This window comes from Klebsiella sp. BIGb0399 (genome assembly GCF_003752615.1).
Lineage (GTDB): Bacteria > Pseudomonadota > Gammaproteobacteria > Enterobacterales > Enterobacteriaceae > Klebsiella > Klebsiella lignicola.
Genome location: NZ_RKHT01000007.1, coordinates 643,667 through 655,752 on the forward strand (window position 1 = coordinate 643,667; position 12,086 = coordinate 655,752).

At 54.7% G+C, this 12,086-nt stretch carries 13 protein-coding genes; 6 read left to right on the forward strand and 7 right to left on the reverse strand.

Annotation, left to right across the window (positions count from 1 at the left end):
* Positions 1-132: 132 nt before the first annotated feature.
* Positions 133-564, reverse strand: coding sequence for a carboxymuconolactone decarboxylase family protein (locus EDF82_RS17730; RefSeq protein ID WP_123756823.1), 432 nt, complete (start codon positions 562-564; stop codon positions 133-135).
* 89 nt (positions 565-653) lie between these two features.
* Between EDF82_RS17730 and EDF82_RS17735 the strand changes: the two genes are divergently transcribed.
* Complete coding sequence (locus tag EDF82_RS17735) at positions 654-2,009, forward strand: PLP-dependent aminotransferase family protein (protein WP_123756824.1); 1,356 nt, start codon at positions 654-656, stop codon at positions 2,007-2,009.
* A gap of 620 nt (positions 2,010-2,629) precedes the next feature.
* On the opposite strand, the gene EDF82_RS17745 is transcribed toward EDF82_RS17735, so the two are convergent.
* The gene (locus EDF82_RS17745) at positions 2,630-2,956 is read right to left on the reverse strand and encodes a DUF883 family protein (RefSeq protein WP_123756826.1); all 327 of its coding nucleotides are present in this window, start codon (positions 2,954-2,956) and stop codon (positions 2,630-2,632) included.
* A 151-nt stretch (positions 2,957-3,107) separates the two neighbouring features.
* Between EDF82_RS17745 and EDF82_RS17750 the strand changes: the two genes are divergently transcribed.
* Positions 3,108-3,470 carry a DUF2002 family protein gene (locus tag EDF82_RS17750; RefSeq protein WP_123756827.1) on the forward strand — a complete coding sequence of 121 codons (363 nt, stop codon included), beginning with the start codon at positions 3,108-3,110 and terminating at the stop codon, positions 3,468-3,470.
* A 78-nt stretch (positions 3,471-3,548) separates the two neighbouring features.
* Here EDF82_RS17750 and alaE read toward each other — a convergent pair whose 3' ends face one another.
* Positions 3,549-3,998 carry an L-alanine exporter AlaE gene (gene alaE, locus EDF82_RS17755; RefSeq protein ID WP_123756828.1) on the reverse strand — a complete coding sequence of 150 codons (450 nt, stop codon included), beginning with the start codon at positions 3,996-3,998 and terminating at the stop codon, positions 3,549-3,551.
* A gap of 716 nt (positions 3,999-4,714) precedes the next feature.
* Here alaE and stpA point away from each other — a divergent pair.
* Positions 4,715-5,116, forward strand: coding sequence for a DNA-binding protein StpA (gene stpA, locus EDF82_RS17765; RefSeq protein WP_123756830.1), 402 nt, complete (start codon positions 4,715-4,717; stop codon positions 5,114-5,116).
* Between the two features lie 93 nt (positions 5,117-5,209).
* On the opposite strand, the gene EDF82_RS17770 is transcribed toward stpA, so the two are convergent.
* The 4 genes from EDF82_RS17770 to EDF82_RS17785 all read right to left on the reverse strand — a co-directional run bounded on the left by EDF82_RS17770 (position 5,210) and on the right by EDF82_RS17785 (position 8,163).
* Positions 5,210-5,389: a hypothetical protein gene (locus EDF82_RS17770; RefSeq protein WP_123756831.1), complete on the reverse strand. Its 180-nt coding sequence runs from the start codon at positions 5,387-5,389 to the stop codon at positions 5,210-5,212.
* A 39-nt stretch (positions 5,390-5,428) separates the two neighbouring features.
* Positions 5,429-5,956 (reverse strand): rhodanese family protein, encoded by a 528-nt coding sequence (locus tag EDF82_RS17775; protein ID WP_123756832.1) that lies wholly within the window; start codon positions 5,954-5,956, stop codon positions 5,429-5,431.
* A 9-nt stretch (positions 5,957-5,965) separates the two neighbouring features.
* Positions 5,966-6,265 (reverse strand): helix-turn-helix transcriptional regulator, encoded by a 300-nt coding sequence (locus EDF82_RS17780; protein WP_123756833.1) that lies wholly within the window; start codon positions 6,263-6,265, stop codon positions 5,966-5,968.
* Between the two features lie 98 nt (positions 6,266-6,363).
* Positions 6,364-8,163: a sigma-54-dependent Fis family transcriptional regulator gene (locus tag EDF82_RS17785; RefSeq protein WP_123756834.1), complete on the reverse strand. Its 1,800-nt coding sequence runs from the start codon at positions 8,161-8,163 to the stop codon at positions 6,364-6,366.
* Between the two features lie 250 nt (positions 8,164-8,413).
* On the opposite strand from EDF82_RS17785, the gene EDF82_RS17790 reads away from it, so the two are divergent.
* The 3 genes from EDF82_RS17790 to EDF82_RS17800 all read left to right on the forward strand — a co-directional run bounded on the left by EDF82_RS17790 (position 8,414) and on the right by EDF82_RS17800 (position 12,038).
* Positions 8,414-9,934: an aldehyde dehydrogenase family protein gene (locus EDF82_RS17790; RefSeq protein ID WP_123756835.1), complete on the forward strand. Its 1,521-nt coding sequence runs from the start codon at positions 8,414-8,416 to the stop codon at positions 9,932-9,934.
* A 741-nt stretch (positions 9,935-10,675) separates the two neighbouring features.
* Positions 10,676-11,272: a fimbrial protein gene (locus EDF82_RS17795; protein WP_123756836.1), complete on the forward strand. Its 597-nt coding sequence runs from the start codon at positions 10,676-10,678 to the stop codon at positions 11,270-11,272.
* 97 nt (positions 11,273-11,369) lie between these two features.
* Entirely contained in the window at positions 11,370-12,038 is a 669-nt protein-coding gene (locus tag EDF82_RS17800) for a molecular chaperone (protein ID WP_123756837.1), read from the forward strand.
* Positions 12,039-12,086: the final 48 nt, after the last annotated feature.

Consider the following 12,086-nt stretch of genomic DNA (forward strand, 5'->3'; position numbering starts at 1 on the left):
CGGTATCGGTTAACTGTTCAGGAAATACTAGATGTAGTTATCTAAAAGTTCAACCACGCAATATATAGCGTTTTTAGATAAGAGGTGCCCTCGCGTGTGGAACCCGCGAGGGTGGGGACGTGTGCTCTGAAATTACTGACGCATGCTGACGGCCAGGCGGTTAAAGGCGTTCATCAGGCTGATGGCGAAGGTCAAATCGCTGATCTGGCGCGCGCTGAAATGGTCCAGCAGCGGCAGGTAAACATCATCTTCCGCATGGCTGGTGGCGATATCGGTCACGGATTCCGCCCATGCCAGCGCCGCCTGTTCCGCAGCGCTGAAATGCCCGCTGACTCGCCAGCCTGCCAGTGCATCCAGCTTATTCTGCGCTACGCCGGAGTGACGCAGCGCCTTACTGTGCATTTCCAGGCAGAAGGCACAGCCGTTAATTTGTGACACCCGCAGGTACACCAGCTCCACCAGGGTGCTGTCCAGTTCGCTTTTATCCAGCGCCATCTTGGCTTGCAGCAGACCGTTATAGACTTCCGGGCTCAGTTGATTGTAGGGCTGACGTAGTTGGCTCATGGTGTTTTCCTCAATTAAGAACCGCTGCAAAATAGCACTATAATGGACTGCAAAAGATAGCCATATTGTAATCAAAAAAGCAGACCATAATGGACGTCAAAAAAGTACCGCACTATCAGCGCATTGCCCGCCAGCTTAAATCGGCGATCGAAGGTGGCGAACTGGCGCCCGGCAGCCGCCTGCCCGCCAGCCGGGTGTATGCCCAGGCGCTCGGCGTCTCCCGGGCCACCGTGGAAAATGCCTGGGGCGAGCTGGTGGCTCAGGGCTGGCTCGAGCGACGGGGGCAGGCCGGGACGTTCGTCAGCGACAGGCTAAGCCCGCAGCAGCAAGCCCCGGCGCGTGAGCCGCTCAGCAGTGAACCGACGGCGCCGCAGCCGTTTCAGATGGGGCTGCCGGCGCTGGATCTCTTTCCTCGCGGCCTGTGGGCACGGGTGATGGGGCGTCGGCTGCGCACCCAAACGCGGTTTGATTTGGCGCCGGGAGATCCGTGCGGGGAGGCGATCCTGCGCCGCGCGATCGCCGATTATTTGCGGCTTTCCCGCAGTATTGAATGCCTGCCTGAACAGGTGCTGGTGACCGGGAGCTACGCCGCCTCGATGCAGTTGCTCCTCCGCACTCTGGCGCAACCCGGCCAGCATATGTGGATGGAAGACCCCGGCTTTCCGTTGATTCGACCGGTGATTACCCGCCACGGGGTGATTATCGACCCGGTGGCGGTCGATGACGAAGGGATGGATGTAACCCAGGCGCAGCAAGACTACCCGGAAGCCCATTTCGCGCTATTGACGCCGGCGCATCAGAGCCCGCTGGGCGTGGCGTTGTCGCTGAGCCGACGCCGGCAGCTGCTGGCCTGGGCGGCACAGCGCGATGCCTGGATCATCGAAGATGATTACGATAGTGAATTTCGCTACCAGGGGAAGCCGCTGCCGCCGCTGAAAAGCCTCGATGCCCCGCAGCGGGTGATTTATGCCGGCACCTTCAGTAAATCGCTGTTCCCGGCGTTGCATGCTGCCTGGCTGGTGGTGCCGCTGCCGCAGGTGGCTGCATTTCGCGAGCAGGCGCAGATGTTGAGCTGTAGCGTCCCGACGCTGTGGCAGCAGACGCTGGCCGATTTTATCCTTGAGGGCCATTTCTGGCGGCACCTGAAGAAGATGCGCGCCAGCTACGCCCAGCGTCGGCAGTGGCTGGAGTCGGCGCTGCAGCAGCAGGGGTTTGGCGTGGTGCCGCAGCTGGGAGGGATTCAGCTGGTGATAACGGTAAGCGGTGACGACCGGGCGCTGGCTCGCAAAGCGCAGCAGGCCGGGCTGGCCGCCCAGGCGTTAAGCGACTGGCGAATGGTAAGCCGCGGGGCGGGAGGGCTGTTGGTGAGTTTTACGAATGTGACGTCGATGGAGATGGCGACAGAGGTGGTGCGGCGGCTCAGGCAGGCGCTGTTTTCTTCTTAGGGGTAACGCTGGTTATTGAGGCTCAGGAGGATTCAGGTAAACGGTGGTTTGCCCGAAAGTGGTTTTTAGCCGCTCCAACTTCCTTGCAGCATGTCGCTATATTCCATGCTTGCATTTTGGTCGCTGAAAAAACCTTCAGCCATGATATTGCGACGGGACAGCCTCGGGATGGCAGCGCGGGGGTTAAGGCGCATCAAGAAAACGGGCGGGAACGCAGGCGCGCATCCAGGACTGACGGCCTGGACGGCCGTCAGAGGGCAGGTCGAGACAGGGATGTTGAGTCCGGCCCGGTCCGCCAGATGAAGCCGGAGTGGAGCATACCGCGCAGCGGCCGTTTTCAGCGCAATGCCGGGGGTCATGGGGGGCGAGCGAAACGCCCCCCATGCCGTTCACCCGCTGAGGGCGTGAGAAAAGTACTGGATTCACCGTGAACGGAACATTCCACGAAAGCAAACGGAATTGTCCACGGAGCCCACGCTAAAAACCACTTTCACCCAAACCACCCTGTAACGACAATCATGTCCACATCGGATGGCAAGCAATCAGACAACAAAAAGCCCCTGCGGACCAGAGGCTCGCAGGGGCGGACGCGTATTTGTTATCTTCATTTATCGTTTATATTATCGACGCAAATTCAATAATACGCCAATAAATAACCCAACGGCGGCGGCGGCACCCACACTCTGCCAGGGTTTATCCCGCACGTAGGTATCGGCACAGCCTGCGGCATCGCGGGCAGCCTGCTGCACACGGTTATTGCCATTCAGGCGGGCACGTGTCTCTTTCAGCAATGCCTGTGCTTTTTTCCGCGCGGCGTCTGCTTCATCTTTGGCATCGCTGCCCCATGATTTCAGCACTTCTTCCAGCGTATCCGCTAATTGGCTGACATCGCTATGAATATCCTCAGCGCTTTCATCGATATTGTTGCGGTTTGCTCGGTTCGCCATTGCGTTCTCCCTTAATTCCGTTGAGTGATTAAGTGTAGAACAAGATTTTGAATTATGCTGATAGTGTTCGGTTTCTGGAATTTTCCGAAAGCGTTATCAATGCTGAATAAGGTAAGGTTCAATGTGCGGTAAAAGATAATGAGGAATGAGTATGTATTTAAGACCCGATGAGGTGGCGCGCGTTCTTGAAAAGGCCGGCTTCACCATGGATGCGGTAACCCAAAAAGCGTATGGCTATCGCCGCGGTGATAATTATGTCTATGTGAACCGCGAAGCGCGCATGGGACGCACGGCTTTAATTATTCACCCTGCGTTAAAAGAACGCAGTAATTCGCTGGCGGAGCCCGCGTCGGATATCAAAACCTGCGATCATTATGAGCAGTTCCCGCTGTATTTGGCCGGGGAAGTGCAGCAGCATTATGGTATTCCACACGGGTTCAGTTCGCGAATGGCGCTTGAGCGCTTTATCAGTGGGTTATTTGGCGAAGTGACGCCGAGCCTGTCTCACAGCTAAGCACAGAGCAGCAAGGGTGGGGATGTATCCGGGAAGCGACTGACAAAGGTCAGTCGCTGAGTCGTTGAACTGAAAGGATCAGGCCTTAATCTGTTGGTACGCGCTGACGCGGAACAGGCGGCGGCAGTAATCGAGAAAGTAACCGTAAACCGCCCCCATCATCATCGATACCGCAATGTTTGAACTCACTGCTGCCGCAATCTGATGCCAGTCCGCACCGACCGCAAATAAAATCGCGACGTATACCGGTGACTGAAAGGTCACATATGCCACGACATCGGCAATATTCTTCATCCAGCCTGAGGGGCTGATATGGCGTGCCAGACGCATGGCGCGGTCACGATAAAAGCCATAAGGTACCGCAATAATAATGTTCACCGGAATGGCGACCAGTCGTGAGGAAAGCGACTGCTCAAAAGTCATTCCAGAGAGGAATATTTCGATCATCATGTTTACAACGGTGCAGTACACCACCATCGCAAAGGTGTCTGCTACCGCATGACGCAAGCGGGACTGCGCAGAGAACATCGGGGTGCTCCTCGAAAATGAAGTCTGTTACGCCACAAAACGCGTTCATTTGCAGCGTTTTGGGTTGTGTCGTTTTGTGTGCGTAGATTATCTCTCTGCCTTAAAACTGGCAACTAGCTATAAATTTTTATTTAGTGGCGTTTTGTCGATAAAATACTCTGTAAGAGTTCGTTTTATAAGCGTTGCGCTACTTTTGTCCTGGGTTTGTATTTTTTGTATTAATATCAAATGGTTGGTTTTTTACTGGCTGAAGGGGCGTTGCGCGTGTGGGGAGACGAACGGCCCGGATGGCGCCTGATGTCACGTTTCAGTGTGATGGCTATCACTTTTGGAGTAATTCTCTCATTCGTGCCGTCATTTATGGCATGGTGTTCTGTTTGTTAATTGCGATTTTCATTCTGATTTAAAGCATACTTATTCACTGGCGGGCTGAAGTTGTATAAGACAGTCGCCGTATTGATGCGGATAACCTGCTGAGACGCCAGATAATATATCTACTGGTGCTATCAGTGTGGCTTTTTTATTCTATTCAGCGGGGTGACATCATCCGCTTATTTTTTAATTTGGCAATAATCCCTGCCGTTTAAAATTGAATTGAGCAAGTGTCTTCGGGATATATTTATTCGCAGGGATTAAAGGTGGTAATAAATAGCCCAATATATTAAAGTATTCCGGTAGTATTGTCTTATTTGAAATTTAGGATTGTTTGGTAATTTATGTCTTTAATGTTACAGAAATTGAATAATATCCGTTCGCTGCGGGCGATGTCGCGTGAATTCTCCATTGACGTGCTTGAAGAAATGCTGGAAAAACTCAGGGTCGTCACTGAAGAAAAACGGGCAGAGCAGCTGGCTGCCAGCGAGCAACACGCTGAATACCAGGAAAAAGTACAGACCTGGCTGGAGCTGATGATCGCCGACGGTATTACCCCTGACGAGCTGGTTTCACTGGATGTCGCTCCCCAGCAAGGCAGCAAAAAACGTCAGCCGCGTCCGGAAAAATATCGTTTTACCGACCTTAATGGCGAGCAGAAAACATGGACTGGTCAGGGACGTATGCCGAAGCCGATTGCTAACGCCATCGCCGCAGGTGAAACCCTGGAAAGTTTTCTGATCTAATCGTTATGGCTAACGACGTTCGACCGGCGATAAACGCGGGTGGGATGGGAGCGGAACCAGCAGAAATAACGGTGGGGTGACCCACCGTTAATATTAACAAACGCCAAAATCACCCTCTTCGGTATAAGGCGAAACGTCAGCAGGCTTCAGCGTATATTGCTCGCCCTGTTCGTTACTGGCCTGCACGGCAACGATATGCTCTTCGTTGACGGCTACAATTTTCAGTTTTGGCCCGCCCATGCGTGGCTGTACCAGATCACCCACTGAATACATCGCGTTCTCCTCATCTGTCGATCAACATTGTGCTCAGGTTCACTGCGCACGTCGGTTCCATGGCATCACAGCCAGCAGACGCGCCATCCCGCAAAATCCGGTTAGGCCGGCCAGGGTTAGCCCGGCTCCGACGAACGCGCTGAGCAGGAAAAATCCGCTACTCACGCTATATCCTAGCACTACCCCCAGCAAAATGAGTCCGCCAGCGGCGATTTGCACCTGACGCATCAGCGGCAGAGGCTGCGTTTTGTCCTCTATGACCGGCAGACCTGCCGCTTTCCACGCCTGAATACCGCCGCTCATCAGCTTCACCTGCGCGGGGGCCGCGGCGGCGACCAGTCGAATGGCGTTATTTTGCGTCCGCGAGCCCGCCTGGCAATGGAAGATAACCGTGTCGTCCGCCGTGGTACGCAGCGTGGCGCCGTTGGTGAGCGTCGCCAGCGGTACCAGTTCGGCATCAGGAATATGCTCGCGGGCATATTCATCGGCATCGCGAATATCGATTAATCTGGCGCCTTGTGCAATCTGAGCCCGGACGTCTTCGGGGGAAAGGGTGGCGATAGTCATGATTGTTCCTTAAGGGCAATAGAGGGTCTTCAGCGTGGAGATAATTTGCTGAACCGCAGGATGAGTGATGAAGTAATGGATACGCTGCGCCTCGCGCTCGCAGCCGATGAGGCCTTCTTCACGCATGCGTGCCAGATGTTGCGAAGTGGCAGAAGGACTCAGGCCGGTGATGCGGGCCAGTTCGCCGGCGCTGGCGCGCGGCGTTTCGCAGAGCATGCAGAGGATCACCAGTCGCTTGGGGTGGCTCATCGCTTTGAGCAGAGCGGCGGCCTCACCGGCGGCTGACTGTAACTGTTCGGGTGTATTCATCTATTTTAGCTTTTTCTAAATTTAGATAATTCTAAAATAAACAAATCCACGACGCCAGTGAGAAAGTGCGGTCGCGGGGCAGCCCGCCCCGCAGCGGGTTAATTTTTTCCGTGACGCGCCGCGCGGCGATAGAGCGTGCTGCGGGCAACGCCCAGCGCCTGCGCCGTTTTACTGACGTTACCGTTGAAGGTGCTCAGCGTCTGGGCGATCAGCTGGGCATCGTGCTGCTGAAGCCCACGCGATGGCAGCGGCGGCGGTGCAGTCTGGTACTCGGCGGGCAGATCCGCCACCGTCAGCTCATCTCCCTCGTCAGCCAGCGCCAGCAACACTTTCATCAGGCTTTGCAACTGGCGGACGTTACCCGGCCAGGGGAGGCTCGCCAGATGCGTCAGCAACGGCGGTGAGAGTTGCACATGGCGGGCCGTGGCGCCGAGGTCGTGCCAGAGCTGCTGGATAAAGGCCGGCAGCGTCGTCCACTCGCGCAAAGGGGGGATGGTGAGGGCAAATTCACGCAGGCGATACAGCAGGTCTTCGCGGAAAGTCCCTTCGGTCACGTGCTGCGCCAGGTTGCGGTGGGTGGCGCAAATCACCGCAAAGCTGACCGCTGCGCTCCGGCTGGCGCCGAGCGGAGTTACCTCTTTTTCTTGCAGCACCCGCAGCAGGCGGGTCTGGAGCAGCATCGGCATATCGCCAATCTCATCGAGGAACAGCACCCCGCCGTCGGCCTCGCGGATTTTACCGATATAGCCGTTTTTACTGGCGCCGGTAAAGGCCCCCGGCTGGTAGCCAAACAGTTCAGATTCAATCAGCGATTCGGGAATGGCGGCGCAGTTGATGGCGACGAATTTACCGTTGCGCCAGCGGCTATGCTGGTGCAGCGTCCGGCTGACAAACTCTTTCCCGCATCCTGTTTCTCCTTCAATGCATAACGCAATACCGGCATTCAGCAGACGTAACAGCTTTTCCCCTTCCTGCGGGCTGGTGAATGGCAGATGGAGAGGTTCAGGCTCAGGTGCCGGGGGCGGGGCCACCACCGCTACGCCGCTGCGGGCCGGGGCGCGTAAACGGTAATAACAGGTGTGCTGCTGCAGGGTGACCGGCAGCGGGATGCTCACGGCGGTTTGCGTCAGCTGCGGGAACAGCTGCTGGAAGGTGACCTGGCCGAACTGCTCGGGATCGAGGCCCAGATCGCGCATCGCCAGGCGATTGCCGGCGGTCAGCACGTTATCGGAGAAGACCAGCAGCAGCTCTTCGACACTATCGAGCTTGTGGGGATCGGCATGCAGGCTCATCAGCCACTGCTGCGGGTGCAGACTCTGCTTAACCCACAGGTACTCAATCTGTTTGGCCGCCGCTTTCACCCACGCCAGGGTATGCGGATGCGGCACCTGCGCCGGGCCGGAAATATCCAGCACGCCGGCTATTTTTCCGTCGGGGCTCTGCACCGGCATGGCGGCACAATAGAGGTCCTGGTTGCTGGTGAGAAAGTGCTGGCGACCATCGATTTCACAACTGTCGTCGATGGCCAGCGCGGTGCCGATGGCGTTAGTCCCGCGACCGCTTTCACTCCACAAATTTCCCGGCGCAAGGGCGAAGCTCTGCGCTTTCTCCATGGCGTGCAGGTTGCCGAAGGTTTGCAGCACCAGGCCGCTGGCGTCAGAGAGGATCACCACCGACTGCAGGTCAGCCACTTTTCGCGACAGCGTGTTCACCACCGGCTGAGTGAGCTGCTGTAGCCGGGTATGGCTGGCCAGCACATCCGCCAGCTCGTTGGATCGCAGGCGCGGAAAATCATCCGTCGTCGGCTCCAGACCATACTGCTGGCTACGAAACCAGGAATCGCTGAGCAACGGGTTGGTTTTCGCCTCGGGGTCGAGGGTAAACGAATTGCCTTGCACGGAGCACCTCATGGCCGCTTAAGTAATGTTGCAACATTGTAGCTTTATGGTTTCTCATGTGTTGCGATTTGCGACACAGAAGCAGAAATCAGTGCGACACCCGCCAAAGGTATTCGTGTAACTCAATGAATAACATGATGATTTCATAGTCATAAAACTCTGGCATAACCCCTGCATTACTCCTCATGCAGCAGGCAACAGCACAAAACCAATACGCCGCTGCGCCTCAACCCTACAGAAGGAGATTGCAATGCGTTATGCACATCCTGGCAAGCCGGGCGCCTTAGTGTCATTTAAGTCCGCTTACGGTAACTATATAGACGGCAAATTTGTCGAGCCGATCGGCGGCGAATTCTTTATGAATACCTCGCCGGTGGACGGGAGCGACATTGCACAATTCCCCCGCTCGGATGCCAAAGATATCGACTTTGCACTCGATGCCGCGCACCGCGCCGCAGAAGCCTGGGGCAAAACCTCGGTCCAGCAGCGTTCGAATCTGCTGCTGCAGGTGGCCGATCGCATCCAGCAAAACCTCGAGTATCTGGCGATTGCCGAGAGCTGGGACAACGGTAAGCCGGTGCGTGAAACGCTGAATGCCGACCTGCCGCTGGCGGTCGACCACTTCCGCTATTTTGCTGGCTGCCTGCGCGCGCAGGAAGGGAGCACCGCGGAGATCGATGAAACGACCGTGGCCTACCATTTCCATGAGCCGCTGGGGGTGGTCGGGCAAATTATTCCGTGGAACTTCCCGCTGCTGATGGCGGCGTGGAAGCTGGCGCCGGCGCTGGCGGCCGGTAACTGCGTGGTCCTCAAACCGGCAGAGCAAACGCCGCTGAGCATCACCCTGCTGATGGAGCTGATTGGCGATATCTTCCCGGCGGGCGTGCTGAACGTGGTGCAGGGCTTCGGTAAAGAAGCCGGTGAAGCGCTGGCGACCAGCAAGCGCATTGCCAAGATCGCCTTTACCGGCTCCACTCCGGTCGGGCGGCATATTCTGGCCTGCGCGGCGGAGAATATTATTCCGTGTACCGTTGAACTGGGCGGCAAGTCGCCGAATATCTACTTCGCCGACGTGATGGATGGCGAAGAAGAGTTTATTGAGAAGGCGGTGGAAGGGCTGGTTCTGGGCTTCTTTAACCAGGGCGAAGTCTGTACCTGTCCGTCGCGGGCGCTGATCCATGAATCGATCTACGAGCCGTTCATGGAGCGGGTGATGGCCAAAGTGGCGCAGATCCGTCGCGGCGACCCCTTTGACACCGATACAATGATTGGCGCGCAGGCGTCTCGTCAGCAGTTCGATAAGATCCTGTCGTACATCAAGATTGCCCGTGACGAGGGCGGCCAGATCCTGACCGGTGGCGAGCGCGCCAGCATTGCCGCCGAGCTGGACAATGGCTACTACATCCAGCCGACCCTGATTAAGGGGCGCAATGAGATGCGCAGCTTCCAGGAAGAAATTTTTGGCCCGGTGATTGGCGTGACCACCTTTAAAGATGAAGCGGAAGCGCTGGCCATCGCTAACCAGACCCAGTTTGGCCTCGGCGCCGGCGTCTGGACCCGGGACACCAACCTGGCTTACCGCATGGGGCGCGGGATCAAGGCCGGTCGCGTCTGGACCAACTGCTATCACGTCTATCCGGCGCATGCGGCGTTCGGCGGGTACAAGCAGTCAGGGGTTGGCCGCGAAACTCACAAAATGGCGCTTGAAGCCTATCAGCAGACCAAAAACCTGCTGGTCAGCTACGGTACCGCGCCGTTAGGACTGTTTTAATTGAGAATTTAACCGCGCATTTACCCACCTGATGTTCGATACAACCCGTCACCGGCGTTTGCCGTGGCGGGTTTTTTTATCGGGAGACGCCGTTTTTCTTTATTTCACGGCGCTTGAGAATTAAGCACACTGAAATAATATCAAGGCTAATGAATGAGATTTATTCAGTTTGAAGTTTCATATGAAATATAAGGCTTCAGGATAGTTATAACAGGTATTTATTAGTGCAATTATGATTGCCAATGTGACAAATATGAGAAGGTGACTGTAACTAAGAATAATCTTAAAACAGCGATTGTCTCCTGCTGGTTCACAGAAATAACGCAGCAAAACAGGGCCTCTTTTTGTTGATGTTGTTAACTGACGCGGCAAGTTGTTGCATTGTCCTGTTATGCTGTTGGGTTTTTTGGGTTCTAAAATTAACAATCCTGATGAGCTATAGGATTTTTATTTCATTGGTAAAATAAAACATCATTTCATTAACATAACAAAATATTGCGTTTTATTTATCGCAAGAATAGTATTTCTCTTAATATTAAATGCCTGGTTTTATTTTTCCTGTTTGCGGTCTATTTCGCCATTCTGGTGCAATAAATCGAACGGGACCTGTTGTCGAGCGTTTAATATCCCGCTGATGGAACGCGCATATTCTTAACATGGAGAAACGGAAAGCAGAGTTGCTCAAACATACTGTTTCTGAGCTGTATCTGTCATAAAGATCTGTTAGCAATGAGATAAAAAATGAAAACCAAATTTTGTATTATGGCAACGATGGTTGGTGCTCTGGTATCCGGCGTTGTAATGGCAAGTCCCGCACAGCCTGCACGTTCCGCAGTGACCGTCAATCCGGGCTCAAATAGCGGTACGCAAGGTACGGGTGGTCAGGTCGAGTTCACCGGCTCCATTACCGACACCTCCTGTAATATTGAGAGCACCAGCGCCAATCAGGTCGTCGACCTGGGCAAGTGGGCGAGCAGCTACTTTGCTGGCGCCGGCTCTGAAACCACCAAAACCGCCTTCCATATTAAAGTCAAAGATTGCCCGACCTCGGTCACCAAAGTCTCGGTGCTGTTCGATGGCACCCGGGATACCAACAACAGCGACCTGCTGGCGGTGAACGGCGGCGCGCAGGGTGTAGCGATCAAACTGTACGAAGATGACAAATCCACGCCGATTAATCTCGGCACCGTCTCTCGTGACCAGAACGTGGTTGCCGGGACCAGCGGCGCCAGCACCGGTACGGCCGATCTGGAATTCTTTGCCGATTATATCTCCACCAGTGCGGTGACCGCCGGTGCGGCAAACGGAACCGCTAACTTCAATATGGTGTACAACTAAGAAAGCAATGAGCAGGAATACCTGCTCATTTTCTTTTTGTATTTTGGCTGTTTGTTGTGTTTTGCGGTTGTATTTAAACCGTTATTTGATGATTGTGATGATGAAATATACTCTGGCTGGCATCACCGCTGCTTTTATTCTGTTGGTCTCCACCACGGCTCAGGCCGGTATTGTGATGGGAGGGACGCGGGTTATTTATCCAGAAGGAAAGCGCGAAGCCTCACTGTCCGTGACGAATGCTGATACCCATTCACCTTATCTGGTGCAATCGTGGGTGGAAAACTATGCGGCAAAAGATACCAGCCCGGTGCCTTTTATTGTGACGCCGCCATTATTTCGCCTCGACCCTGAACAAGAAAACGTATTGCGAATTAATTTCATTGGCAAAACGCTGCCCCGCGATCGCGAATCGGTATTTTGGTTAAATGTGAAAAGTATTTCCCCGACGCAGCAAGGGGACACCAATAAATTACAGGTCAATATTAAGTCGAAGTTTAAAATTTTCTATCGACCAAATGGCCTGGCGGGCGATCCGGCCAAAGCCTGGCAATCGTTGATTTTTAAAGTGATCGGTAACCGGCTGGTGGCGCAGAACCCGACGCCATACTTTGTCTCCTTTTTTACGATTTCGGTGGGTGGCAAAGAGATCGAAGAACCGGGAATGATTGCCCCGTTAGCCAGCAAAACGTGGCCGGTTAGCGGTTCCGGAGCCGTGAAATGGCGCGCCATTAATGATTTTGGCGGGATTACGGATTACGCCCAGTAGTCATTTTTGCGCTTAGCATCGCCAGGTCAGCTATTGTGAAAAAAAAAT

Excerpts from the sequence above, each read along its gene's own strand:
- stpA (WP_123756830.1), top strand. The coding sequence starts at position 4,715 with ATGTCTTTAATGTTACAGAAATTGAATAATATCCGTTCGCTGCGGGCG.
- EDF82_RS17795 (WP_123756836.1), top strand. The coding sequence starts at position 10,676 with ATGAAAACCAAATTTTGTATTATGGCAACGATGGTTGGTGCTCTGGTA.
- EDF82_RS17800 (WP_123756837.1), top strand. The coding sequence starts at position 11,370 with ATGATGAAATATACTCTGGCTGGCATCACCGCTGCTTTTATTCTGTTG.
- EDF82_RS17735 (WP_123756824.1), top strand. The coding sequence starts at position 654 with ATGGACGTCAAAAAAGTACCGCACTATCAGCGCATTGCCCGCCAGCTT.
- EDF82_RS17750 (WP_123756827.1), top strand. The coding sequence starts at position 3,108 with ATGTATTTAAGACCCGATGAGGTGGCGCGCGTTCTTGAAAAGGCCGGC.
- EDF82_RS17780 (WP_123756833.1), bottom strand. The coding sequence starts at position 6,265 with ATGAATACACCCGAACAGTTACAGTCAGCCGCCGGTGAGGCCGCCGCT.
- alaE (WP_123756828.1), bottom strand. The coding sequence starts at position 3,998 with ATGTTCTCTGCGCAGTCCCGCTTGCGTCATGCGGTAGCAGACACCTTT.
- EDF82_RS17775 (WP_123756832.1), bottom strand. The coding sequence starts at position 5,956 with ATGACTATCGCCACCCTTTCCCCCGAAGACGTCCGGGCTCAGATTGCA.
- EDF82_RS17745 (WP_123756826.1), bottom strand. The coding sequence starts at position 2,956 with ATGGCGAACCGAGCAAACCGCAACAATATCGATGAAAGCGCTGAGGAT.
- EDF82_RS17730 (WP_123756823.1), bottom strand. The coding sequence starts at position 564 with ATGAGCCAACTACGTCAGCCCTACAATCAACTGAGCCCGGAAGTCTAT.
- EDF82_RS17770 (WP_123756831.1), bottom strand. The coding sequence starts at position 5,389 with ATGTATTCAGTGGGTGATCTGGTACAGCCACGCATGGGCGGGCCAAAA.
- EDF82_RS17790 (WP_123756835.1), top strand. The coding sequence starts at position 8,414 with ATGCGTTATGCACATCCTGGCAAGCCGGGCGCCTTAGTGTCATTTAAG.